Source organism: Pseudoduganella sp. GW821-FHT05F09 (assembly GCF_059419605.1).
In genome coordinates, this window is record NZ_JBWKSD010000007.1 from 108,722 (window position 1) to 131,253 (window position 22,532).

The 22,532-nt window shown below is 63.0% G+C and carries 23 protein-coding genes; 18 read left to right on the forward strand and 5 right to left on the reverse strand.

Annotation, left to right across the window (positions count from 1 at the left end):
* Positions 1-11: 11 nt before the first annotated feature.
* From AC07S4_RS22250 to nudB, 8 genes are all read left to right on the forward strand, one after another.
* Positions 12-968 carry a Tim44 domain-containing protein gene (locus tag AC07S4_RS22250; protein WP_494988691.1) on the forward strand — a complete coding sequence of 319 codons (957 nt, stop codon included), beginning with the start codon at positions 12-14 and terminating at the stop codon, positions 966-968.
* A 71-nt stretch (positions 969-1,039) separates the two neighbouring features.
* Complete coding sequence (locus AC07S4_RS22255; RefSeq protein WP_494988692.1) at positions 1,040-1,669, forward strand: ubiquinone biosynthesis accessory factor UbiJ; 630 nt, start codon at positions 1,040-1,042, stop codon at positions 1,667-1,669.
* Positions 1,666-3,234 carry a ubiquinone biosynthesis regulatory protein kinase UbiB gene (gene ubiB, locus AC07S4_RS22260; RefSeq protein WP_494988693.1) on the forward strand — a complete coding sequence of 523 codons (1,569 nt, stop codon included), beginning with the start codon at positions 1,666-1,668 and terminating at the stop codon, positions 3,232-3,234. Before AC07S4_RS22255 ends, ubiB begins: the two co-directional genes overlap by 4 nt.
* Entirely contained in the window at positions 3,231-3,842 is a 612-nt protein-coding gene (locus AC07S4_RS22265) for a methyltransferase domain-containing protein (protein ID WP_494988694.1), read from the forward strand. The genes ubiB and AC07S4_RS22265 overlap by 4 nt, the downstream gene beginning before the upstream one ends.
* Before the next feature lie 65 nt (positions 3,843-3,907).
* Entirely contained in the window at positions 3,908-4,219 is a 312-nt protein-coding gene (locus AC07S4_RS22270; RefSeq protein ID WP_494988695.1) for an FmdB family zinc ribbon protein, read from the forward strand.
* Positions 4,220-4,223: 4 nt separating this feature from the next.
* On the forward strand, positions 4,224-4,811 hold the full coding sequence (locus tag AC07S4_RS22275) for a DUF502 domain-containing protein (RefSeq protein WP_494988696.1): 588 nt from the start codon (positions 4,224-4,226) through the stop codon (positions 4,809-4,811).
* A 28-nt stretch (positions 4,812-4,839) separates the two neighbouring features.
* Positions 4,840-6,645: an aspartate--tRNA ligase gene (gene aspS / locus AC07S4_RS22280; RefSeq protein ID WP_494988697.1), complete on the forward strand. Its 1,806-nt coding sequence runs from the start codon at positions 4,840-4,842 to the stop codon at positions 6,643-6,645.
* Positions 6,646-6,692: 47 nt separating this feature from the next.
* The gene (nudB, locus tag AC07S4_RS22285; protein ID WP_494988698.1) at positions 6,693-7,145 is read left to right on the forward strand and encodes a dihydroneopterin triphosphate diphosphatase; all 453 of its coding nucleotides are present in this window, start codon (positions 6,693-6,695) and stop codon (positions 7,143-7,145) included.
* Positions 7,146-7,149: 4 nt separating this feature from the next.
* Here nudB and AC07S4_RS22290 read toward each other — a convergent pair whose 3' ends face one another.
* Both AC07S4_RS22290 and AC07S4_RS22295 read right to left on the reverse strand, forming a co-directional pair.
* Complete coding sequence (locus AC07S4_RS22290; protein WP_494988699.1) at positions 7,150-7,743, reverse strand: hypothetical protein; 594 nt, start codon at positions 7,741-7,743, stop codon at positions 7,150-7,152.
* Positions 7,740-8,228 carry a hypothetical protein gene (locus AC07S4_RS22295; protein ID WP_494988700.1) on the reverse strand — a complete coding sequence of 163 codons (489 nt, stop codon included), beginning with the start codon at positions 8,226-8,228 and terminating at the stop codon, positions 7,740-7,742. Before AC07S4_RS22295 ends, AC07S4_RS22290 begins: the two co-directional genes overlap by 4 nt.
* 532 nt (positions 8,229-8,760) lie before the next feature.
* Between AC07S4_RS22295 and AC07S4_RS22300 the strand changes: the two genes are divergently transcribed.
* From AC07S4_RS22300 to AC07S4_RS22340, 9 genes are all read left to right on the forward strand, one after another.
* Entirely contained in the window at positions 8,761-9,567 is an 807-nt protein-coding gene (locus tag AC07S4_RS22300; protein ID WP_494988701.1) for an endonuclease/exonuclease/phosphatase family protein, read from the forward strand.
* A gap of 6 nt (positions 9,568-9,573) precedes the next feature.
* A complete protein-coding gene (gene clsB / locus AC07S4_RS22305) occupies positions 9,574-10,737 on the forward strand; it encodes a cardiolipin synthase ClsB (RefSeq protein ID WP_494988702.1) in 1,164 nt (387 codons plus the stop codon).
* A complete protein-coding gene (locus AC07S4_RS22310) occupies positions 10,737-11,114 on the forward strand; it encodes an RNA-binding S4 domain-containing protein (protein WP_494988703.1) in 378 nt (125 codons plus the stop codon). The genes clsB and AC07S4_RS22310 overlap by 1 nt, the downstream gene beginning before the upstream one ends.
* Before the next feature lie 261 nt (positions 11,115-11,375).
* Entirely contained in the window at positions 11,376-11,963 is a 588-nt protein-coding gene (locus tag AC07S4_RS22315) for a TetR/AcrR family transcriptional regulator (RefSeq protein ID WP_494988704.1), read from the forward strand.
* A 64-nt stretch (positions 11,964-12,027) separates the two neighbouring features.
* Complete coding sequence (locus AC07S4_RS22320) at positions 12,028-13,818, forward strand: acyl-CoA dehydrogenase C-terminal domain-containing protein (RefSeq protein WP_494988705.1); 1,791 nt, start codon at positions 12,028-12,030, stop codon at positions 13,816-13,818.
* A 17-nt stretch (positions 13,819-13,835) separates the two neighbouring features.
* Positions 13,836-16,235: a 3-hydroxyacyl-CoA dehydrogenase/enoyl-CoA hydratase family protein gene (locus tag AC07S4_RS22325; protein ID WP_494988706.1), complete on the forward strand. Its 2,400-nt coding sequence runs from the start codon at positions 13,836-13,838 to the stop codon at positions 16,233-16,235.
* A 9-nt stretch (positions 16,236-16,244) separates the two neighbouring features.
* Positions 16,245-16,742: a PaaI family thioesterase gene (locus AC07S4_RS22330; protein ID WP_228894615.1), complete on the forward strand. Its 498-nt coding sequence runs from the start codon at positions 16,245-16,247 to the stop codon at positions 16,740-16,742.
* A gap of 54 nt (positions 16,743-16,796) precedes the next feature.
* Positions 16,797-17,993: an acetyl-CoA C-acyltransferase gene (locus AC07S4_RS22335; RefSeq protein ID WP_107875653.1), complete on the forward strand. Its 1,197-nt coding sequence runs from the start codon at positions 16,797-16,799 to the stop codon at positions 17,991-17,993.
* A 73-nt stretch (positions 17,994-18,066) separates the two neighbouring features.
* Positions 18,067-18,846 (forward strand): enoyl-CoA hydratase, encoded by a 780-nt coding sequence (locus AC07S4_RS22340; protein ID WP_494988707.1) that lies wholly within the window; start codon positions 18,067-18,069, stop codon positions 18,844-18,846.
* 6 nt (positions 18,847-18,852) lie between these two features.
* Here AC07S4_RS22340 and AC07S4_RS22345 read toward each other — a convergent pair whose 3' ends face one another.
* Together AC07S4_RS22345 and AC07S4_RS22350 are read right to left on the reverse strand one after the other, a co-directional pair.
* The gene (locus AC07S4_RS22345) at positions 18,853-19,737 is read right to left on the reverse strand and encodes a hypothetical protein (RefSeq protein WP_494988708.1); all 885 of its coding nucleotides are present in this window, start codon (positions 19,735-19,737) and stop codon (positions 18,853-18,855) included.
* The gene (locus AC07S4_RS22350; protein ID WP_494988709.1) at positions 19,734-21,074 is read right to left on the reverse strand and encodes a hypothetical protein; all 1,341 of its coding nucleotides are present in this window, start codon (positions 21,072-21,074) and stop codon (positions 19,734-19,736) included. Before AC07S4_RS22350 ends, AC07S4_RS22345 begins: the two co-directional genes overlap by 4 nt.
* A 238-nt stretch (positions 21,075-21,312) precedes the next feature.
* Here AC07S4_RS22350 and AC07S4_RS22355 point away from each other — a divergent pair, with 238 nt between their 5' ends.
* The gene (locus AC07S4_RS22355; RefSeq protein WP_494988710.1) at positions 21,313-21,708 is read left to right on the forward strand and encodes a hypothetical protein; all 396 of its coding nucleotides are present in this window, start codon (positions 21,313-21,315) and stop codon (positions 21,706-21,708) included.
* Here the strand turns inward: AC07S4_RS22355 and AC07S4_RS22360 are convergent.
* Positions 21,693-22,454, reverse strand: a complete 762-nt coding sequence (locus AC07S4_RS22360) for a substrate-binding periplasmic protein (RefSeq protein WP_494988711.1) — start codon at positions 22,452-22,454, stop codon at positions 21,693-21,695. The genes AC07S4_RS22355 and AC07S4_RS22360 overlap by 16 nt on opposite strands.
* Positions 22,455-22,532: the final 78 nt, after the last annotated feature.

The following is a 22,532-nucleotide window of genomic DNA, read 5'->3' on the forward strand; positions in this document are numbered from 1 at the left end:
AGGAAACTATCATGAACATGAAGAAAATTCTGATCGGCGCCGTGCTGGCGCTGTCCGTCACCTCCATGCTGGGCGAGGCGATTGCCCGTCCCATGGGCGGCGGCCGCTCGATCGGACGCCAGTCGCAAAGCGTGAGCCGCATGCCGGCCCAGCCTGCGCCTGCGCCCAGCCAGGCCGCGCGCCCGGCCGCCCCTGCGGCGGCGCCGGCTGCCGCGCCTGCGCCTGTTCCGGCCAAGCCCGCCAGCCCCTGGAAGGGCATCCTGGGCGGCGCACTGCTGGGCCTGGGCCTGGGCGCGCTGTTCTCCCACTTCGGCCTGGGCGGCGCCATGGCGTCCATGCTGGGCTCGCTGCTGACCGTCCTGCTGATCGCCGGCGTGGCTTACTTCATCTTCACCCTGATCCGCCGCAAGACCTCGCCGCAGCCCATGGCCGCCGGCGGCGGCAGCTTCGGCGGCAGCGCCTGGCAGCCACAGCCGCAGCAGCCAGCGGCCTTCACCCCGGAGATCGGTTCCGGCCTGCCTCCGCTGCAGCCTGCCGCGGGCGGCCTGAACCTGGACAAGGCCGCCGCGCCGCTTGCGCACACCCCATGGGGCGTGCCGGCCGACTTCGACACCGCGTCCTTCCTGCGCCACGCGAAGAGCAACTTCATCCGCCTGCAAGCGGCCTGGGACAAGGGCGATTCGGCTGACATCCGCGAATTCACCACCCCGGAAGTGTTCGCCGAGCTGAAAATGCAGATCGCCGAACGCGGCGCCCAGGCCGACTACACCGACGTGGTCACCATCGAAGCCGAGCTGCTGGGCATCGAGAACGACGGCAAGGACTATCTGGCCAGCGTGAAGTTCCACGGTTCCATCAAGCCCGCGCCGGACGCCCTGGCCGAGCCCTTCCATGAAGTGTGGAACCTGGCCAAGCCGGTCGCCGGCAGCGGTGGCTGGCTGTTGGCCGGTATCCAGCAATTGGCCTGAGCCCAGAACTGGTAAGATCAAGACCGCCCAGGCAAACTGGGCGGTTTTGTTTTTTTAAGCCCCCTGAATGCATGTCCTCTTCGACCATACCTAATCTGCCGTCGCCGCTGACGCCCGTCGCCGCCACCATCAACCACCTGCTGGCCCAGGAACCGTGGGCGCGCGCCGCCTTGCGCCTGCATGCCGGCAAGGTGGCCTGCATCGCCGCCGCCCCGGTGGAGCTGCGCCTGGGCGTGACCGCCGACGGCATGGTGGAAGCGGCCGCGCCGGACGCCGCCGCCAGCGTCACCATCCGCCTCAAGCTGTCCGACCTGCCGCTGATCGCGCAAAACCGCGAGCGCGCTTTTTCCTATGTGCAGATCGAGGGCGACGCCGAATTTGCCAACGCCATCTCGCAGCTGTCCAAGTCGCTGCGCTGGGAAGCCGAGCACGACCTGGAAAAAGTGTTCGGCCCCATCGCCGCCACCCGCCTGGTGGGCGGCGCCAGGGCGGCGTTCGCGGCGCTGAAGACCGGGCAGCGCAAGCTGGCCGAGAACGCCGCCGAGTACTTCCTTGAAGAAAACCCGCTGCTGGTGCGCCCGGCCGTGACCGAGCAGTTCGGCGCGGACGTGCGCCGCCTGCGCGACGACACCGAGCGCTTCGCCAAGCGCCTGGCCAACCTGGAAAAGAAGCTGGCGCAGCGCGCCGGGGACCCTACATGATCTTGAAATTCCTGCGCCTGCTGAAAATCCTGCGGGTGGCCGTCCAGTACGGACTCGATGAAATCGCCTTCTCCGGCCTGCGCGTGCCGCGCACCGCCAAGCTGATCGACACCGCCTTCTTCTGGCGCGACATCTCCGCGCCGCGCGGCCTGCGCCTGCGCCTGGCGCTGGAGGAACTCGGCCCCATCTTCGTGAAGTTCGGCCAGGTGCTGTCCACCCGGCGCGACCTGATCCCGCTCGACATCGTGGAAGAGCTGGCGCTGCTGCAGGACCGCGTGCCGCCTTTCGATTCCGACCTGGCCATTGCGCAGATCCAGCGCTCGCTGGGCGACCATCCGGACCGTTTGTTCGCCAGCTTCGAGCGCACGCCGGTGGCGTCCGCCTCCATCGCGCAGGTGCACTTCGCCGTGCTGAAGGACGGCAAGGAAGTGGCCGTCAAGGTGCTGCGTCCCGGCATGAAAAAGCTGATCGACGAGGACGTGGCGCTGATGCATATCGCCGCCGACTGGATAGGCCGCCTGTGGGCCGACAGCAAGCGCCTGAAGCCGAAAGAGGTGGTGGGCGAGTTCGACAAATACCTGCACGACGAGCTGGACCTGATGCGCGAGGCGGCCAACGCCAGCCAGCTGCGCCGCAACTTTGCCGACGGCAAGCTGCTGCTGGTGCCGGAAATGTACTGGGACTATTGCTCGTCCAGCGTGATCGTCATGGAGCGCATGCACGGCATCCCCGTGTCGCAGATCGAGCGCCTGCGGGAAGCCGGCGTGGACCTGAAAAAGCTGTCCAGCGACGGCGTGGAGATCTTTTTCACGCAGGTGTTCCGCGACGGCTTCTTCCACGCCGACATGCACCCCGGGAATATCCTGGTGTCCATCGATCCGGCCACTTTCGGCCGCTACATCGCGCTGGACTTCGGCATCGTCGGCACGCTGAACGACTTCGACAAGGACTATCTGTCGCAGAACTTCCTGGCCTTCTTCCGCCGCGACTACAAGCGCGTGGCCGAGGCCCACATCGAATCCGGCTGGGCGCCCAAGGAAACCCGCGTGGACGAGCTGGAATCGGCCGTGCGCGCCTGCTGCGAGCCCATCTTCGACCGTCCGCTCAAAGACATCTCCTTCGGCCAGATCCTGCTGCGCCTGTTCCAGACCTCGCGCCGCTTCAACGTCGAAGTGCAGCCGCAGCTGGTGCTGCTGCAGAAGACGCTGCTCAATATCGAAGGCCTGGGCCGCCAGCTGGACCCGGACCTGGACCTGTGGAAAACCGCCAAGCCCTACCTGGAAAACTGGATGGCCGAGCAGGTCGGCTGGCAGGGCATGCTGGAGCGCCTGAAGGCCGAGGCGCCGCGCTACACCCACGTGCTGCCCCAGCTGCCGCGCCTGATGCACCGCGCGCTCAGCGTGGCAGGCGAGCCGGACAACACCAACAACGAACTGCTGCGCGTGCTCATCGCCGAACAGCAGCGCACCAACCGGCTGATCAGCTTTGTGGTGTACTTCGCCGGCGCCTTCGCGGCCGGCGCGCTGGGCCTGCAAGCCATCATGCGCTGGCGCGGCCTGCTGTGAACAAGCCGCCGTCCTTCGACACGCGCGACCCGCTGGCCCCGGCCTTCTGGGACGAGCGCTTCGGCAAGGGCTTTACGCCCTGGGACCGGGGCGGCGTGCCCGAACGCCTGCGCCGCTACGTGGCCGACAGCGCCGGCGCCGCACCCGCTACGCTGATCCCCGGCTGCGGCAGCGCCTACGAGCTGGCCTTCCTGTGCCAAGCCGGCTGGAACGCCACCGCCATCGACTTTGCCCCCGCCGCCGTGGCCGCCGCGCGCCAGGCCGTCGGTCCGGAATGGCAGGGCAGGGTGCTGGAGGCCGATTTCTTCCAGTTCCAGCCCGCCGCCCCGCTCGGGCTGATCTACGAACGCGCCTTCCTGTGCGCCTTGCCGCGCGCCATGTGGCCGCAGGTGGCCGAGCGCTGGGCAGCATTGCTGCCGTCCGGCGCCGTGCTGGCCGGCTATTTCTTTTTTGACGACAACGCCAAAGGCCCGCCCTTCGGCATCGCCCGCGACCGGCTGGACGCCTTGCTCGCCCCGTATTTCCGCTGCGAAGCGGACGAAGCGGTGTCCGATTCCATGCCGGTTTTCGAGGGCAAGGAGCGCTGGATGGTCTGGCGGCGGCTGTAATTCGCGTTCCGGCTTGCAAAAGGCTTTATAATTCAGGGTTTTGATGATTTTTGCGGAGTAATTGAATGCCGATCTACGCTTACCGCTGCGACGACTGTGGCTTTGCCAAGGATGTTTTGCAGAAAATGTCCGATCCGGTCCTGACCGATTGCCCTAATTGCGGCAAGGCAACTTTCAAGAAGCAGCTGACCGCCGCTGGTTTCCAGCTCAAGGGCACCGGCTGGTACGCGACCGACTTCCGTGGCGGCACGCCGCCTGCGACCGGCGTGGCCACCGGCCCGTCCGACGCCAAGGCCGAAGCCAAGCCGGAAGCCAAATCCGAAGCCAAGCCCGCCGCGCCCGCAGCCACGCCTGCCGGCAGCACCGGCCCGGCCTGAGACCATGCGTAAATACTTCATCACCGGCCTGCTGATCCTGGTGCCCCTGGCGATTACCGCCTGGGTGCTGAACCTGGTGATCAGCACCATGGACCAGTCGCTGCTGCTGGTGCCCGAGCGTTTCCGCCCGCTGGCCCTGTTCGGCTTCGACATTCCCGGCCTGGGCACCATTCTGACCGTGCTGATCGTGTTCCTGACCGGCCTGCTGACCAACAACCTGGTCGGCAACTACATCGTGCGCATGTGGGAAAAGCTGCTGAACCGCATTCCCGTGGTCAGCTCGCTGTACGGCAGCGTCAAGCAGGTGTCGGACACGCTGTTCTCCTCGTCCGGCAACGCCTTCCGCAAGGCCGTGCTGATCCCGTATCCGCACCAGAATTCGCGCACCATCGCCTTCCTGACCGGGGTGCCGGGCGGCGACGTGAAAAATCACCTGGAGGGCGAGTACGTCAGCGTGTACGTGCCCACCACACCGAATCCGACCTCGGGATTTTTCCTGATGTTGGCCAAGAAAGATGTCATCGAGCTCGACATGAGCGTCGATGCAGCCCTGAAGTACATCGTCTCCATGGGCGTGGTTGCGCCCGATTGAACCAACTTACCTGAACTGAGAAATAACCATGTCTATGCGCACTCACTACTGCGGCCTCACCACTGAAGCCCAGCTCGGCCAAACCGTCAGCCTGTGCGGTTGGGTACACCGTCGCCGCGACCACGGCGGCGTGATCTTCATCGACCTGCGCGACCGCGAAGGCCTGGTTCAAATCGTCTGCAATCCTGAGCAGGCCGACGTGTTCAAAGCCGCCGAATCCGTGCGCAACGAGTTCTGCCTGCGCGTCACCGGCGTGGTCAAGGACCGCCTGGCCGGCACCGTCAACGCCAACCTGAAATCGGGCAAGATCGAAGTCATCTGCTCCGAACTGGAAGTGCTGAACCCCTCCGTGGCCGTGCCGTTCCAGCTGGACGACGACAACCTGTCCGAAACCACCCGCCTGACCCACCGCGTGCTGGACCTGCGCCGTCCGCAGATGCAGAACAACCTGCGCCTGCGCTACAAGGTGACGATGGAAGTGCGCAAATACCTGGACGCGCTCGGCTTCATCGACATCGAGACCCCGATGCTGACCAAGTCCACGCCGGAAGGCGCGCGCGACTACCTGGTGCCGTCGCGCGTCAACGCCGGCAACTTCTTCGCGCTGCCGCAGTCGCCGCAGCTGTTCAAGCAGCTGCTGATGGTGGCCAACTTCGACCGCTACTACCAGATCACCAAGTGCTTCCGCGACGAAGACCTGCGCGCCGACCGCCAGCCTGAATTCACCCAGATCGACTGCGAAACCTCCTTCCTGACCGAGCAGGAGATCCGCGACCTGTTCGAGGACATGATACGCCTGGTGTTCAAGAACACCATGGACGTCGACCTGCCCAACCCCTTCCCGGTCATGGACTTCTCCGAAGCCATGGGCAAATACGGTTCGGACAAGCCGGACATGCGCGTCAAGCTGGAATTCACCGAACTGACCGACGTGGTCAAGAACGTCGAGTTCAAGATCTTCAACGCCGCCGCCAACCTGCCTAACGGCCGCGTGGTCGGCATGCGCGTGCCGCAAGGCGGCTCGATGCCGCGTTCGGAAATCGACGCCTACACCCAGTTCGTGGCCATCTACGGCGCGCGCGGCCTGGCCTACATCAAGGTCAACGAAAAAGCGAAAGGCCGCGACGGCCTGCAATCGCCTATCGTCAAGACCATCGACGACGCAACCCTGGCCAAGATCCTGGAACTGACGGGCGCGCAAGACGGCGACCTGATCTTCTTCGGCGCCGACAAAGCCAAGGTGGTGAACGACGCCATCGGCGCGCTGCGCGTGAAGATCGGCCATTCCGAATTCGGCAAGAAAGCCGGCCTGTTCGACGACGTCTGGGCGCCGCTGTGGGTGATCGACTTCCCGATGTTCGAATACGACGAAGAAGGCGACCGCTGGACCGCGACCCACCACCCGTTCACCGCGCCGAAAGACGGCCACGAGGACATGCTGGAAACCAATCCGGGCGCCTGCATCGCCAAGGCCTACGACATGGTGCTGAACGGCTGGGAACTGGGCGGCGGTTCGATCCGTATCCACCGCGAGGAAGTGCAATCGAAAGTGTTCCGCGCGCTGAAGATCGACGCCGACGAAGCCCGCCTGAAGTTCGGCTTCCTGCTGGACGCGCTGCAGTACGGCGCGCCTCCGCACGGCGGCCTGGCATTCGGCCTGGACCGTATCGTGACGCTGATGACCAAGTCCGATTCGATCCGCGACGTGATCGCCTTCCCGAAAACCCAGCGTGCACAGGATCTGCTGACCCACGCCCCGTCGGAAGTGGACGAGAAGCAGCTGAAAGAGCTGCATATCCGCCTGCGCGCCGCCGAGCCGAAAGTTGCCGGCTAATGTAGCAATGGAAAAGGCGCCTCGGCGCCTTTTCTTTTATCGGAACTATGAAGCCCTACAAGATTCCTGAATCGGTGCTGGTGGTGATCCACACGGCCGACCTGCAAGTGCTGCTGATCGAGCGCGCCGGCAACCCCGGCTTCTGGCAATCCGTCACCGGCTCGCTGGACGCGCCGGACGAGCCGCTGCTGGCGACCGCCACGCGCGAGCTGTTCGAAGAGACCGGCATCGTGGCCGATGGCGAGACTATCGCGCTGCGCGACTGGCGGCTGTCCAACGTCTACGAAATCTACCCGGTCTGGCGCCACCGCTACGCGCCCGGCGTGACGCAGAACACCGAGCACGTGTTCAGCGTGCAGGTGCCGCGCGACATCCCCATCGTGCTCAGCCCGCGCGAGCATACGCAATACGTGTGGCTGCCTTACCTGGAAGCGGCCGACCAGTGCTTCTCCTCCTCCAACGCCGAAGCCATCCTCCAGCTCCCGCGCCTGATAGGATGAACAGTTAGGAATTCGCTGCTTGTTTCTTTACGAGCGCTTCGGCCCGTGCTATCCGTGCGCCTGCTCTAAGCGACAGAATGCCTGGAGGTGCGAAGAGCAACATGCTGCTACAAAGCAAATACCAGAGCTTATCTGAGGGAATAGCGCTTTGCATAGGTAGCAAGACCGGACTGAATGCAGCAAGAAATGCTACGAGATAAAGCAGGAAATACAAGGATTTTCTCCACAGTCGTGCCCACTTTGACCTGTATCGAGGAGAAAAAGTGATCTCCGTGCTATGGTTCGTTGCTACATGCAGCAGATATTTTCGCCCGATGGAATAATCGCGAAGCGCGCGAGCAGGATCATGCAATGTAAGTAGGTATGCGATCTCTTTGGCGCTGAGAGTTCCATTCGCAGCAATGGCTTGGTATCCCTTTTGTTTGAGAAAGGGATGCATGGTGTTCTTCGTTTCTAGATCCTGAAAAAATTCCCTCGCAAACTTGTATTCCTGTCGCAACCTGCTTTGCCGTCCGTGCAGCCATTCACTGGCTAGTCTGATTGTGGCAATGGAACTTAGAAGTAAACCAGCCAGTTTTACCAGGAATTCGTAGTTCATAAGCTGCTCCGATCATTAGCCTTGCCTAACTCAGAGCCTGCAGTTAATTGATAATCCAGGCCCATCAATACCGGCAGCAAGTCCTTCACCGCGGCACGTAAATCCGTTTGATGCTTGGTAAGGTTGGCGCCATATGCAACCAGGTTATGCATTTTCTGGATCCCTCGCAGGCGGGCGATCGTTACTGGCGTAACATCAGGCAGGCATTCCGCGATGGCGACTATGTCCTGCGAGCGCGCCGCATCGATGGTTTCCAAGCCGGTAGCGCTCTGCAGGATGGTTTTTTCAATCAGCGGCCACGCTTCTTCGATCGCGTACTCAGGCTTGTCGACGGCGAGGTCTGCCAGACGACACTCCAGAGCCTGCCAGCTTCTGAGCTCGCGAGTGGGCTGGTATTTCAAGTATTTTTTGAGGAGTTCGGATGTAACGAAGGTCAGGCCTGTGATTGCGAGCAGGACTAGCGACTGTGTAAGAAACTGATTCATAAAGCCTCCCTGAATTCGGAAGCGACAATGGCGGAAAAGTAACAGAGGGAGCCGATTACTACAGGTCTTGGAAACCCGAGCAGGAGCATAGTGTCCTGCAGGTGGGTGAGTACCACGCACCAGACCCATGTCGCTATCGCGCAAAGTAAGAGTAGCACGCTCAGATTGCGTTGAAACTCATCCAGCTGCGGATATTTTGTTGCAGCGGACAGTATTCGCCGGGCGCCTGTCAGCGGTACGAACATACTCGCTCCAGCTGCTGCCAGAGCAGGGCCTGCAAATCCGTATATGTCAGCATGCAGGGCCAATCGTAGACCTGCCTCAATTGCTATCAGGATAAATGGGAACATATAGGCAAGCAGGCGCGTCATTCGTAGTCTCGGCTGGTTAACGTGGACGATACCTGAGCGAGTGACAAGCACCACTACAAATCTCAAAGGCAATGCAGATTGCTTGTCTGTGGGTTGCCGCACGAAAACGGCGCCGCACAATAGCCGTGCGGCAAGCGGACTGTTGGGAGTAGAATCATTCCATGAAAATCCGTGTCGCCACCTACAATATCCACAAGGGCATGTCCTACCGCTCTCATCCGCGCGTGCACGCGCTCAAGCAGGCCATCGGCAAGTTCGACGCGGATATGGTGTTTTTGCAGGAGGTGCAGGGCAAGCACGACCGCATCGCCGAGAAGTTCGGCGAGGAGATCAATGGCCACCGCCACTGGCCCACCACGGCGCAGCACGAATTCTTCGGCGACGGCCGCCATTCCGTCTACGGCATGAACGCCAAGTACGACCACGGCCACCACGGCAATGCCTTGCTCAGCAGCTTCCCCATCGCCCAGTGGACCAACACCGACATCTCCGACCACGCCTACGAGGCGCGCGGCATCCTGCACTGCATCGTCGACACGCCGGAGACGCCGGTGCACTGCTACGTGGTGCACCTGGGCCTGTTCGAGGCGGGCCGCACGCGCCAGACCCAGGCGCTGATCGACGCGGTCAAGGCCACCGCACCCGACAACGAGCCGGTCATCATCGCCGGCGATTTCAACGACTGGCGCAACACCCTGGGCGCCACACTGCGCAAGGCGCTGGGAGTGGTCGAGGTCTTCGATGAGATCCGTCCGCCGTCCGCGCTGGGCGACCTGGTCCGTACTCTGGCGCGGCGCAAGGCGGCCCTGCATCCGGCCCGCACCTTCCCGGCCGCCTTGCCCGTGTTCCGGCTGGACCGCATCTACGTGCGCGGCTTCAGCGTGGAAGCCGCGCAGGTGCTGCACGGCCCCGAATGGGCGCGCCTGTCCGACCACTCTCCCATCGTGGCGACACTGGGGTTAAACTGACGCCGTATGCGCTCAGTCAATTTCATCGCCGATAACGAAGTCAAGCTTCTGCACTGCGGTACCGATTACTTCCCGGCCCTGCGGGAGGCGATCGACGCGGCGCAGTACGAAATCTATTTCGAAACCTATATCTTCGCCGGCGACAGCACCGCGCTGTCCGTGCTGGACGCGCTCACGCGCGCCGCCGCGCGCGGCGTCACCGTGCGCATGATCACCGACTGGTTCGGCACCGGCCACCGCCAGGTCTACCGCATGCACGAGCAGCTGCTGGCGGCCGGCGTGGAGCACCGCATCTTCAATCCCTGGTTCCGGCGCGGCGTGACGCGCACCCACCGCAAGATCTGCGTGGTGGACCGCGAAATCGCCTTCGTGGGCGGCATCAACATCAACGACGACATGTTCTGCGACACCAAGCCCGACGTGTGCCTGGCCGCGCCACGCTGGGACTTCGCGGTGGCCGTGCGCGGCCCGCTGGTGCACGCCATCCACCAGGAGGCGCAGACCCAGTGGCGCCGCCTGGGCAAGATGAGCATCATCAAGCGTATCGGCCTGTTCAATGAAATGCGCAAGGTGAACAAGATCGCCCGCCAGAGCACGGTGCAAGCCGGCTTCGTCGTGCGCGACAACCTGCGCAACCGCGCCACCATCCAGCGCGCCTACCTGCAGGCGCTGGGCCGCGCGCGCAAAAGCGTGCTGATTGCCAACCCCTATTTCGCGCCCGGCCGCAAGTTCCGCCACGCGCTGGCGCGCGCCGCCCAGCGCGGCGTGGAAGTGGTGCTGCTGATCGGCGTGGGCGAGATCTGGCTGCAGGACGCGGTGGCCCATTCCTTCTACCCCAAGCTGCTGGCGGCCGGCGTGAAAGTGGTGGAGTACCGCAAGACCCAGCTGCACGCCAAGGTGGCCGTGATCGACGACGACTGGGCCACGGTGGGCTCCAGCAATGTGGACGGCCTGAGCCTGTTCCTGAACCAGGAAGCCAACGTGGTTATCAAGGACGCCGAATTCGCGCGCAGCCTGCGCCGCCACATCGAGCAGGGCATCGCCGACGGCGTGGTGATCCACGCCGAGGACTTCGCCCACGTGGGCCGCTTCCGCCGCATCGGCTACGAGGTGGCCTTCGTGTTCTACAAAATCCTGATGAGAATATTTGCAGTGGGGAAATACGCGTAATGGTCAATGTGCGCATCGACAAATGGCTGTGGGCGGCCCGTTTCTTCAAGACCCGCTCGCTGGCTGCGGACGCCGTCGAGACCGGCAAGGTCAAGCTGGACGGCGAGCGCATCAAGCCCGCGCGCGCGGTGCGGGTGGGCGACAAGCTGCACATCGACAACGGCGCCGACGCCTGGGAAGTCGAGGTGTTGGGGATTTCCGACAAGCGCGGCGGCGCCCCGGTGGCGCGCCTGCTGTACCAGGAAAGCGCCGCCAGCGTGGCGCGCCGCGCTGCGGAGCACGAAAGGCGCAAGTTGTTTCACGAACCGGGCGCCGACCTCAAGGGCCGTCCCACCAAGCGCGACCGCCGCCAGCTGGGCCATTTCCGCGACGAATAATGGGGTCAATAAAGGGGTCAGGGTTGGTTTTCCCTTGCGGGAAAACCAACCCTGACCCCATTTGGGTGTGCGGCAACTCTGCTGCGCTGCACCAATAGAACGCCGCCTCTAACGAAGCCGTTTGACATTTACCCTTCGCTGGATAATAGTACGAGCGTTCGCAATTCTTTTCACACGAAGAAAATCCAGGTGGGAGAAAATAGAACCCCCTGACCTGGATTACTACTTTGAGTGGCAACTATTAATACTTCAATCAAATTTATGCGCAAGGGCGAGCTCACCCGCGCAGCCATCCTGGATATGGCGCTGGAACTGGCCAGCCGGGACGGCCTGGAAGGCCTGACGATCGGCTTGCTCGCGGACAAAATGAACATGAGCAAGTCTGGCGTGTTCGCCCACTTTGGTTCGCGCGAGGACTTGCAGCTGGAAGTGCTGAAGCTGTATCACCACCGCTTCGAGCAGGAAGTGTTCTTCCCCAGCATTAAGGAGCCGCGCGGCTTGCCGCGCCTGCGCGCGATGTTTGCGCGCTGGATTACCCGCGTGAGCGAGGAGATCGCCTCGGGCTGCATCTACATCAGCGGCGCCGTCGAGTATGACGACCGCCCCGGCCCGATCCGCGAGGAACTGGTGACCATGGTGTCGGCCTGGCAGGGCGCGCTGCTGCGCTGCGTGCAGCAAGCCATCGAGACCGGCGACCTGAAACAGGACACCGACGCGGCGCAGCTGGTGTACGAGATGTACGGCCTGATCCTGGCGGTGCACCACGACGCGCGCTTCATGCGCACGCCCGGCAGTGTGGAGCGTGCGCGCACCGGCTTCACGCGCTTGATTGAAAATTACCGCACTTAGTTAGCTCGCTGCGAGCTTTTACTTATTTAGCTTACTTTTAAGTTTGCGCCATCAGGAGAAAATCATGGGTCAATACGTCGCACCAATCCGGGATATGCAATTCGTACTGCACGAGTTCTTGAAGGTTGAAGATCAGCTCAAAGAACTGCCGGCGCACGCCGAAACCGACGCTGACATCATCAACGCCGTGCTGGAAGAAGGCGCCAAGTTCACCTCGGAAGTGCTGTTCCCGCTGAACCACTCGGGCGACCGCGAAGGCTGCACCCATGATCCGGTCGCCAAGACCGTGACCACTCCAAAAGGCTTCAAAGAGGCTTACAAGCAGTACGTTGAAGGCGGCTGGGCCGCGCTGGCTTGCGATCCTGAATTCGGCGGCCAGGGCCTGCCGGTCGTGCTGAACAACTCCTTCTACGAGATGCTGAACTCGTCGAACCAGGCCTGGACCATGTACCCCGGCCTGTCGCACGGCGCCTACGAGTGCCTGAAGGAACACGGCACCGACGAACAGAAGCGCCTGTACCTGCCCAAGCTGGTCTCCGGCGAATGGACCGGCACCATGTGCCTGACCGAACCGCACTGCGGCACCGACCTGGGCATGCTGCGCTCGAAAGCCATCCCGGAAGCGGACGGCTCCTGGACCATCACCGGCAACAAGATCTTCATCTCGGCCGGCGAGCACGATATGTCCGACAACATCCTGCACCTGGTGCTGGCCCGCGTGCCGGACGCACCGGAAGGCTCGAAAGGCATTTCGCTGTTCCTGGTGCCGAAGTTCCTGCCCAAGGAAGACGGCACCGTCGGCGCACGCAACCCGATCACCTGCGGCGCCATCGAAGAAAAAATGGGCATCCACGGCAACTCGACCTGCCAGATGAACCTGGACGGCGCCAAGGGCTGGATCATCGGCCAGCCGAACAAGGGCCTGAACGCCATGTTCGTGTTCATGAACGCGGCCCGCCTGGGCGTGGGCATGCAGTCGCTGGGCCTGACCGAGATCGCCTACCAGAACGCGCTGACCTACGCCAAAGACCGCATCCAGATGCGCTCCCTGTCGGGCGTGAAGGCGCCGGACAAGCAAGCCGACCCTATCATCGTGCACCCCGACGTGCGCCGCATGCTGCTGACCTGCAAAGCCTACGCAGAAGGCGCGCGCGCTTTCACGTCCTACATCGCGCTGCAGATCGACCGCGAACTGAACCACCCTGACGAAGAAGTGCGCAAGGAAGCGGCCGACGAAGTCGCGCTGCTGACCCCTATCGTCAAGGCCTTCATCACCGACAACGGCTGGATCGCCACCTCGGAAGCGATGCAGGTGTACGGCGGCCACGGCTATATCTCCGAATGGGGCATGGAGCAGTACGTGCGCGACGCGCGCATCAACCTGATCTACGAAGGCACCAACACCATCCAGTCGCTGGACCTGCTGGGCCGCAAGATCCTGATGGACAACGGCGCCAAGCTGCGCAAGTTCGGCGACAAGATCCGCGCCTTCGTGGAAGAAAACGGCACCGATGAAGCGATGTCCGAGTTCATCACCCCGCTGGGCGACCTGGGCGAAAAAGTCGGCAAGCTGACCATGGAAATCGGCATGAAGGCCTTCCAGAATCCGGACGAAGTGGGCGCGGCCGCCGTGCCTTACCTGCGCGTGGTGGGCCACCTGGTGTACAGCTACTTCTTCGCGCAGATGGCGAAGATCGCGCTGGAAAAGCAGGACTCCGGCGACAACTTCTACAAAGCCAAGCTGGCCACGGCGCGCTTCTACTTCGCCCGCCTGCAGCCGGAAACCGCAACCCTGATCCGCCAGGCACGCTCCGGCGCTGCCAGCCTGATGGCGCTCGACGCCGACCTGTTCTAAGAGGATAGAGGACCGATATGACCAATTTCACCGTTAAAAAAGTAGCCGTGCTGGGCGCCGGCGTCATGGGCGCGCAGATCGCCGCCCACTGCGTCAACGCCAAAGTGCCGGTCGTGCTGTTCGACCTGCCTGGGAAAGAGGGCACGCCGAAGAACGGCATCGTCCTGCGCGCCATCGAGAACCTGAAGAAGATGTCGCCTGCGCCGTTCGGCGACAAGGCCGACGCTGAACTGATCCAGGTCGCCAACTACGAAGACAACCTGGACCTGCTGGCCGGCTGCGACCTGATTATCGAAGCCATCGCCGAGCGCATGGACTGGAAGCACGACCTGTACAAAAAGGTCGCGCCGCACATCGCCGCCAACGCCATCTTCGCCTCGAACACCTCGGGCCTGTCGATCACCAAGCTGTCCGAAGGCTTCGACGCCGACCTGAAATCGCGCTACTGCGGCGTGCACTTCTTCAACCCGCCGCGCTATATGCACCTGGTGGAACTGATCCCGACCACGGACACCAAGCCCGAGATCCTGGACCAGCTGGAAACCTTCCTGACCTCGGCCCTGGGCAAGGGCGTGGTACGCGCCAAGGACACGCCTAACTTCATCGCCAACCGCGTGGGCGTGTTCGGCATGATGGCCACCATCCACGAAGCCGAGAAATTCGGCCTGTCGGTGGACGTGGTGGACGACCTGACCGGCTCCAAGCTGGGCCGCGCCAGCTCCGGCACCTTCCGCACCGCGGACGTGGTGGGCCTGGACACCATGGGCCATGTGATCAAGACCATGCAGGACTACCTGCCGAACGATCCCTTCGCCGCCATCTACAAGACCCCGGCCGTGCTGAGCGCGCTGGTTGAGAAGGGCGCGCTGGGTTCGAAAACCGGCGCCGGCTTCTACAAGAAGGTCGGCAAGGACATCATGCGCCTGGACTTCGCCACCGGCGAATACGTGGCAGGCGGCGCCAAGGCAGCCGACATCATCGCCCGCATCCTGAAGGAAAAGGATCCGGTCAAGAAGATGAAGGCGCTGCGCGAATCGACCAACCCGCAAGGCCAGTTCCTGTGGGCGATCTTCCGCGACGTGTTCCACTACATCGCCGTGCACATGAAGGACATCGCCGACAACGCGCGCGACATCGACTTCGCGCTGCGCTGGGGCTTCGGCTGGAAATCCGGCCCGTTCGAAACCTGGCAAGCCGCCGGCTGGTCGCAGATCGCCGAGTGGGTGAAAGCCGACATCGACGCAGGCCAGGCACTGTGCAGCGAACCGCTGCCGGCGTGGGTATTCGAAGGCCAGGTGGCGGAGAAGGGCGTGCACACCCCTGAAGGCTCCTACTCGGCGGCATCGAACAGCTACGTGCCGCGCTCCACGCTGGACGTGTACAAGCGCCAGGAATTCCGCGCGCAAGTGTTCGGCACCGGCGCCATTGACGGCACCACCGCCGGCACCACCGTGTTCGAAGACGCATCGGTACGCCTGTGGCACTCGGGCGACGACGTCCTGGTCCTGTCGCTGAAGACCAAGATGCACGTGATCGGCAGCGGCGTCATTAACGGCATCAAGCTGGGCCTGGCGGAAGCCGGCAAGAACTTCAAGGGCCTGGTGATCTGGAGCGCGGATGCAGCCGACGGCGGCGCCTTCTCGGCCGGCGCCGACCTGCAGGAAGCCATGCCTGCGTTCATGCAGGGCGGCTCGAAAGCGGTCGACCCTATCATCAAGGAACTGCAGGACACCTTCCAGTCCATGAAGTACTCCAACGTGCCTGTCGTGGCTGCGGTGGCTGGCCTGGCGCTGGGCGGCGGCTGCGAAATGGCACTGCACGCATCGAAGCGCGTGGCCTCGATCGAGTCCTACATCGGCCTGGTGGAAGTGGGCGTGGGCCTGATTCCTGCCGGCGGCGGCCTGAAAGAAGCGGCGGTACGCGCCTTCAAGGAGGCCAAGGGCAACGACATTCTGCAATTCCTGAAGACCGGCTTCACCAACGCCGCCACCGCGCAAGTATCGAAGTCCGCGCTGGAAGCGAAGGCCATGGGCTACCTGAAGGAAGACGACGTGATCGTGTTCAACCCGTATGAACTGCTGCACGTGGCCAAAGTGACCGCGCGCGCCATGTTCGACGCGGGCTACCGCGCACCGATCCAGCGTCCCGTGACCGTGACCGGCCGCTACGGCTGGGCCACCATCAAGGGCCAGCTGGTGAACATGCGCGACGGCGGCTTCATCTCCGCGCACGACTTCAAGCTGGGCGACATGATTGCTGAAATCGTGTCCGGCGGCGACATCGACCAGGGCAGCGTGGTGAGCGAGCAGTGGCTGCTGGACATGGAACGCAAAGCCTTCCTGGAGCTGCTGAACAATCCGAAGTCGCAAGAGCGCATCATGGGTATGCTGCAAACCGGTAAGCCGGTACGCAACTAAGCAGCCCCGATGTCCTTCCTGTCACTGGCCTTCAAAGTCCTGTTGAAAGTGAAACCGAGCATGGTTTATGACCGCATCAAGCAGCAAATGATGGACACCCTGCCGATGGTGCGGCTGCTCGGCATCCGCATCGACAGCATCGGCAGCGGCACCTCCGAGGTGTCCATGCCGGACGACGCGAAGCTGCACAACCACCTCGGCACGCCGCACGCCGGCGCCCTGTTCACGCTGGCCGAAACGGCTTCCGGCGCGGCCATGGCGGGCGGCTTCGCCGAGCTGATTGCGGACATGCGGCCGGTGGCCAAGGAGTCGCGCATCCAGTACCAGAAGCTGGCCAAGGGCGCCACGCGCGCTAGCGGCCGCGTGCCGGGCGACCTGGCCGCGCTCAAGGCGCAGCTGGCGGCGGACGGCAAGGTGGCCTTCCCGGTGGATGTGGACATCCACGACGAGCACGGCACGCTGGCGGCGCAAGTACAGGTGGACTGGTATCTCTCGGCCAAGCGCTGAGACCAGCGCTAAAGACTGACGGCTAATCGATCACACAATATTCGAAAGCAGAAAATGAGCAAACAACTTCAAGACGCATACATCGTCGCAGCGACCCGCACCCCGATCGGCAAGGCGCCGCGCGGCATGTTCAACAAGACCCGCCCGGACGACCTGCTGGTCGCCGCCATCAAGGGCGCCATGGCCGCCGTGCCTGGCCTGGACCCGGCGCTGATCGTCGACGCCATCATCGGCTGCTCCTTCCCGGAAGCCGAGCAGGGCTTCAACATCGCCCGTAATTCCGTGGTGCTGGCCGGCCTGCCGAACACCGTGGGCGGCGTGACCGTGAACCGCTACTGCGCTTCGGGCATCACCGCCCTGGCCATGGCGGCGGACCGCATCCGCGTGGGCGAAGCCGACGTGATGATCGCCGGCGGCGTGGAATCGATGTCCATGGTGCCGATGATGGGCCACCACCCGTCGATCAACATGGACACCTTCAAGGACGAGAACATCGGCCTGGCATACGGCATGGGCCTGACCGCCGAGAAAGTGGCGCAGCAGTGGAAAATCTCGCGCGAAGACCAGGACGCGTTCGGCGTGGAATCGCACCGCAAGGCCATCGCCGCGCAGGAAGCCGGTTTCTTCAAGGACGAGACCACCCCGGTTGAAATCATCACCCGCACCCCGGACCTGCGCACCGGCGAGATCAAGGTCTCCAAACGCGTGGTGGACAAGGACGAAGGCGCGCGCGCCGACGCCAGCATGGAAACCATGGGCAAGCTGAAGCCGGTCTTCGCCGCCAAGGGCACCGTCACCGCCGCTACTTCCTCGCAGATGTCCGACGGCGCCGGCGCGCTGATCGTGGTGTCCGAGAAGATCCTGCGCGAGCACAACCTGACCCCGCTGGCCAAGTTCTCCTCGTTCGCCGTGCGCGGCGTGCCGCCGGAAATCATGGGCATCGGTCCTAAAGTGGCGATTCCAGCAGCCCTGAAAGCTGCCGGCATCACCCAGGACCAGCTGGACTGGATCGAACTGAACGAAGCGTTCGCAGCGCAAGCGCTGGCAGTGATCCGCGACCTGAACCTGGACACCTCCAAGGTCAACCCGATGGGCGGCGCAATCGCCCTGGGCCACCCGCTGGGCGCCACCGGCGCTATCCGCGCCGCCACCGTGGTGCACGCGCTGCGCCGCAACAGCCTCAAATACGGCATGGTCACCATGTGCGTAGGCGCAGGCATGGGCGCAGCAGGCATCATCGAACGCGTATAAGCATCGCTGATCGCTAATTGAAGGCGCCGCGGCACAACCCCGGCGCCTTTTTTCACATTAAGACGGAGACAACATGGATATTCTGAGCAGCAAAGCCAACGGCATCCTCACCATCGAATTCAACCGCCTGGAGCGCAAGAACGCCATCACCACCGTGATGTACCAGGCCATGGCCGACGCCATCAAGGACGCCGAGCAGGACGCGTCGGTGCGCGCCATCCTCATCACCGGCAAGCCGGAGATTTTCACCGCCGGCAATGACCTGGACGATTTCCTGAAAACCTCCAAGCCGGCCGAAGGCGCCGCCTTCACCGACCGTCCAGTGTTCCAGTTCATGCGCGCCCTGAGCGGCGCCAGCAAGCCCGTGGTGGCGGCCGTGAGCGGCGCGGCCATCGGCATCGGCACTACGCTGCTGATGCACTGCGACCTGGTCTACGCGGCCGACAACGCCAAATTCTCGGTGCCCTTTGCGCAGCTGGGCCTGTGTCCGGAATTCGCCTCCAGCCTGCTGATGACGCAAGCGGCCGGCCACGCGCGCGCCGCCGAAAAGCTGATGCTGGGCGAGCCCTTCCTGGCGCAGGAAGCCTACGACATGGGCATCGTCTCGAAAGTGCTGCCGGCGGCCGAGTTGCTGGCCTACGCGCAAGGCCAGGCCGCCAAGCTGGCCGCGCTGCCCGCCACCTCCATCCGCAACACCAAGCGCCTGATGAAGGCCGGCCGCGCCAGCGAAGTGCAGGCCGTGATCGAAACCGAAGGCCAGCTGTTCGGCCAGATGCTGCTGGCCCCCGAAGCCAAGGAAGCCTTCACCGCCTTCTTCGAAAAGCGCAAGCCGGACTTCAGCCAGTTCAACTGAGGCTAACTATTCGTCGATGGCGTCCGGCCAGTTGGAATTGGGAAATTCAGGCTGCCGGGCCGGCCGTTTGGGCAGCGGAAAGCCATGTTTGGCAGCCCATTTCTTGATGTCAGGGATAATGCCGGGCTGCTCGCCTGCAGGGCACTCATGCAGGCACAGCCAGACCCTGCCGTGACGGCCGATGACAGGCTTCGGTGGGTCCTCAAAGCGCGACCAGCCGACAAGTGGAGCAATATACATGTCGCGGCCCTCGTAGGAGGTGACGTCGATGTAGGGCCGCTCTTTATCGTAAAGCTGAGCGGTCCATTCGCGGCAGCCGAAGTTTCCCATATAGTTGACTACGGCCTGCCATTGGGGGCGATAGCGCGCGTCGTCGTGGCCAGCGCAGACTGCTGGTGAAATGTAATCCGCCCCGGGGACATAGCGCCAGTCGGCAAAATAGAACGGACGATTGAGCTGGTCTCCCCATACGTTGGCCAACAATACCAACGAGCCGATTTCGTCCAGTTTCCCGCTCAACCGAACCGAGTGCCTATTTGGGGTGATGACCTGCCCTGCGTTGTCAAAGGTAAGCAATACCAAACCGACGGGCTCCCGGCCGGATACCTTTATGGTGGTCGTCAATTCAAATAGTTCTTCGTAAAACAAATACAAACTCTTTCGCTTTCCCAGTTCACGGTCGACATTTTCCTGATGTGCGGCCGGAATGCGACGCCGTATGCTTTCGGCATTGTCCACGAATAGTACATAGCGTATTGGCCAGTCTTGTTTTGTTCCGTTGTAAGCCGGACAGGGACAGTGCTTGTCGGTGAGGCCGTATGCACAGGAGGGGGCGTCAAACATTAAGATTGCCCCCGCCAACACACCGAAGAGTTTTCGTATCTGGTTCATAATAATTTAGGCTCTTGTACAGTGATATGCAGGTGGTTGGCGTGGAGTTTTTCATTTCCGCTGCGTTGTTGGTTGATTTCCGGCGGAACGGCATCTTTTGTGTTCGCATCCATATACCAAGGGTCGAACAGTTGTACGACGGAACTATCGCTGCATAAATGGTCGCGTAGTGAGCTCACCAGCCGAGGCTGATTGTTGGGAACCTCTTTCTTCCAGCGCTTTTCCGCCATTTTTTCAGCGGCTAGCGCCGCTTTCGCTCTGTCGTTGGCCGCCGCGACTTCCTGCTGAATGCTACTGGACTCGGTATTGGCAGAGCCCACAGCGTGTCGTGCCAACACTAGTTTCACGTCAGCATCCGCTTTTTCCCTGTCTAGGGTTGCGGTCTTATATTCAGCATAGAGAGCTTTTTCTTGCGGACTAACGGTGGCTGTTGCCGCTGCTTTGGGATTGCTTAGCGCCACTCTGTTGAACTGGACGGTGTTATCGGTGGTGCCAGCGTAGCTGACATCGAGACCGAGGCCGGCGCGGTGGGCGATGGAGCCGAGCATGGGGCGCCATGCGGAGGTGACGCGCAGCTCCGTGATGCCTGCTGCGCGCGCAGCGCTCAGCAGGGCAGCGTAGCCGCATGGATGGGTCCTGGGCAGGACCAGCTTTTGCAACGAATAGGTAGCGGTCAGATTGGCTCGCGCATTCTCTGAATCGTCGAACGCCACGCGCATGCTGGATGCCACTTTAGTATCGCCAGCGTTGAATATAATCAGCAGTTCGGGCTTGGGCAGACCGTCGTAGATGCTGAGCACGGCGGCGCGGATGGCCGGATCGAGGTCGGCAGGCAGCAGCGCCTGGGCCTCGGCGCTCGTGTAGCTGTGCGATATTTTCAACCAGATGTCGCCGTTCAGTTCGTCATCGTAGGCGTCGACACGCTTGCCGTCGAGCAGCTGGCACGCGGGTGGCTCCAGTACCCCCTTCCGATGGCTGCCACGGCCCTTGCGTTCAACTATCCGCACCAGCACATCGCGGCTGCGGACTTTGACGGCGTAGACCGGCACGGTGCGGAAGTCCGGGTGCGCATCGCTGTTGAGGTATAAGGCCACTTCGTCACCCGCTTCCACGGACAAGCGGATGGTACGGCCTTTGGCGTCAAGCACGCGCGGCTTGTCGGCATGGGCCGCCAATACCTTTCCATTGAGGGCGACAGCATAGGGCAGCGCCAAGTCACGATTGGTCGCAGTGGTGTCGAATTCGTAGCACACGCTGAACCTTGCGCTGACCAGCACCGTCGTGACGGCGCCATCCTGTGTCAGTACGCAGCTGGCAGCAGCTTTCTCGTCCGGCATGGCTTACGTGCCTCAGGTTAGGTTGGAAATACACAGTAAAGGATTTGCCCGCAGGTCTATTTGATGTGGAGCAACGATTGCTCTGTCATCTGACACGCCATAGTGAAGTGAGCGGCGCGGCGCCGCCTATTTGCTGATGGGGCCGGTTGCCATTGCTTACATTCGTCCGCGCGGCCGACACAGGCGTGCCGGCCCGCCTTGGCTATAATCGTTTGAACGGCTGGGACTGGAGGACGGGATGGCAGTGAACCAATCGGTGTTCGTGGAGCTTGATTTCTTTTTGCTGATCGTGCTGTCGCTGCTACTGCCGTCGGCCATCTACGGCTATATGATGTGGAAGCGCGCCTTGTCGCGGCTGGCGATTTTCACTTTCGGCCTGAGTCTCATCGTGCTGGCCGGGGTCAACGTGGTGGTGCTGCGCCGCCTGGCGGAGCTGACCGCGCACACGCCCTCGCTGCTCGACGACCGCTTGTTCGCCTCCGGCATTTCGCTGGCGCTGTATCTGTTCCCGGCGCTGTTCGCGGGTGTGGGCATCAATATTGTTTCGCACCTGCTGGTCAGCCACCTGACCGAAGCGGAGCGCCGCTACCGCCGCGCGCACCGGCGCCGCAGCGCCGATCAGTTCAAGCCGTAGCGCGCGCGGATGGCTGCCAGCGCGCCGTTCTGTTCCAGGCGGGTGATGGCGGCGTTGATGCGGTTCAGATCCGCCTGGCTGGTGCTGATGGCGTTGAGCATCAGGTGCGCCGGGGCGCGGAAGGGCACCCAGGGCAGGGCCGTCAGCCGCACACCCTGGCGCTCGGCCTCGTGGCGCAGCGCGGCCGCGTCGCCCATGATGACTTCGGCGCGCCCCGCCTTGAACATGCGCATGCCCTGCTCGTAGCTACCGAAGGGGCTGCGCGTGCCGGCCGCGTCCAGTTCCCGCTGGGCGCGCGCATAGCCCTCGCCGTACCAGCCGCCGCGCGGCGTGAGCAGCATGACGTGCTGCTGGAGGAGGGCGTCGAAGTTGTCCAGGCTGCGGAAGCGCGCCGCGTTGGCGGGGCTGGTGTACAGGCCCACCGTCTCGTTGCGGTAGGGCAGGCTGAAACGGGCGAAGCTGCGCCGCTCCGGCGTATCGGACGCGCCCAGGGTCAGGTCGAGCCGGCCCTGGCGGAATTCCATCTGCCGCCGCAGCGACGGCAGCGCCATCTCCACCTGCAGCGTGCAGCCGGCTTCCTTCATGATGGCCTGCGCCAGTTCATAGTCCAGTCCCGACAGGCCGCCGCGCTCGTCGATGAAGATATAGGGCGGCCACGGTTCCGGCGCCGTCTTCAGGGTGCAGGCGTTACCGGTAGCTGCCAGGGACCAAAGTGCCGCTGTTAGCAAGAGGGTGCGTCCGCTCATGTTTGTGCCGCTTGACGAAAAGTCCCAATGTGCCAGAACGGGCCGGAAAGTCAAGTGTACGGGGCGCCATTGCTCTCC

Bases quoted from the DNA above. Each gene is read 5' to 3' on its own strand.
- AC07S4_RS22250 (WP_494988691.1), top strand. From the start codon at position 12: ATGAACATGAAGAAAATTCTGATCGGCGCCGTGCTGGCGCTGTCCGTC.
- AC07S4_RS22255 (WP_494988692.1), top strand. From the start codon at position 1,040: ATGTCCTCTTCGACCATACCTAATCTGCCGTCGCCGCTGACGCCCGTC.
- ubiB (WP_494988693.1), top strand. From the start codon at position 1,666: ATGATCTTGAAATTCCTGCGCCTGCTGAAAATCCTGCGGGTGGCCGTC.
- AC07S4_RS22270 (WP_494988695.1), top strand. From the start codon at position 3,908: ATGCCGATCTACGCTTACCGCTGCGACGACTGTGGCTTTGCCAAGGAT.
- AC07S4_RS22275 (WP_494988696.1), top strand. From the start codon at position 4,224: ATGCGTAAATACTTCATCACCGGCCTGCTGATCCTGGTGCCCCTGGCG.
- aspS (WP_494988697.1), top strand. From the start codon at position 4,840: ATGTCTATGCGCACTCACTACTGCGGCCTCACCACTGAAGCCCAGCTC.
- nudB (WP_494988698.1), top strand. From the start codon at position 6,693: ATGAAGCCCTACAAGATTCCTGAATCGGTGCTGGTGGTGATCCACACG.
- AC07S4_RS22290 (WP_494988699.1), bottom strand. From the start codon at position 7,743: ATGAACTACGAATTCCTGGTAAAACTGGCTGGTTTACTTCTAAGTTCC.
- AC07S4_RS22295 (WP_494988700.1), bottom strand. From the start codon at position 8,228: ATGAATCAGTTTCTTACACAGTCGCTAGTCCTGCTCGCAATCACAGGC.
- AC07S4_RS22300 (WP_494988701.1), top strand. From the start codon at position 8,761: ATGAAAATCCGTGTCGCCACCTACAATATCCACAAGGGCATGTCCTAC.
- clsB (WP_494988702.1), top strand. From the start codon at position 9,574: ATGCGCTCAGTCAATTTCATCGCCGATAACGAAGTCAAGCTTCTGCAC.
- AC07S4_RS22310 (WP_494988703.1), top strand. From the start codon at position 10,737: ATGGTCAATGTGCGCATCGACAAATGGCTGTGGGCGGCCCGTTTCTTC.
- AC07S4_RS22315 (WP_494988704.1), top strand. From the start codon at position 11,376: ATGCGCAAGGGCGAGCTCACCCGCGCAGCCATCCTGGATATGGCGCTG.
- AC07S4_RS22320 (WP_494988705.1), top strand. From the start codon at position 12,028: ATGGGTCAATACGTCGCACCAATCCGGGATATGCAATTCGTACTGCAC.
- AC07S4_RS22325 (WP_494988706.1), top strand. From the start codon at position 13,836: ATGACCAATTTCACCGTTAAAAAAGTAGCCGTGCTGGGCGCCGGCGTC.
- AC07S4_RS22330 (WP_228894615.1), top strand. From the start codon at position 16,245: ATGTCCTTCCTGTCACTGGCCTTCAAAGTCCTGTTGAAAGTGAAACCG.
- AC07S4_RS22335 (WP_107875653.1), top strand. From the start codon at position 16,797: ATGAGCAAACAACTTCAAGACGCATACATCGTCGCAGCGACCCGCACC.
- AC07S4_RS22340 (WP_494988707.1), top strand. From the start codon at position 18,067: ATGGATATTCTGAGCAGCAAAGCCAACGGCATCCTCACCATCGAATTC.
- AC07S4_RS22345 (WP_494988708.1), bottom strand. From the start codon at position 19,737: ATGAACCAGATACGAAAACTCTTCGGTGTGTTGGCGGGGGCAATCTTA.
- AC07S4_RS22350 (WP_494988709.1), bottom strand. From the start codon at position 21,074: ATGCCGGACGAGAAAGCTGCTGCCAGCTGCGTACTGACACAGGATGGC.
- AC07S4_RS22355 (WP_494988710.1), top strand. From the start codon at position 21,313: ATGGCAGTGAACCAATCGGTGTTCGTGGAGCTTGATTTCTTTTTGCTG.
- AC07S4_RS22360 (WP_494988711.1), bottom strand. From the start codon at position 22,454: ATGAGCGGACGCACCCTCTTGCTAACAGCGGCACTTTGGTCCCTGGCA.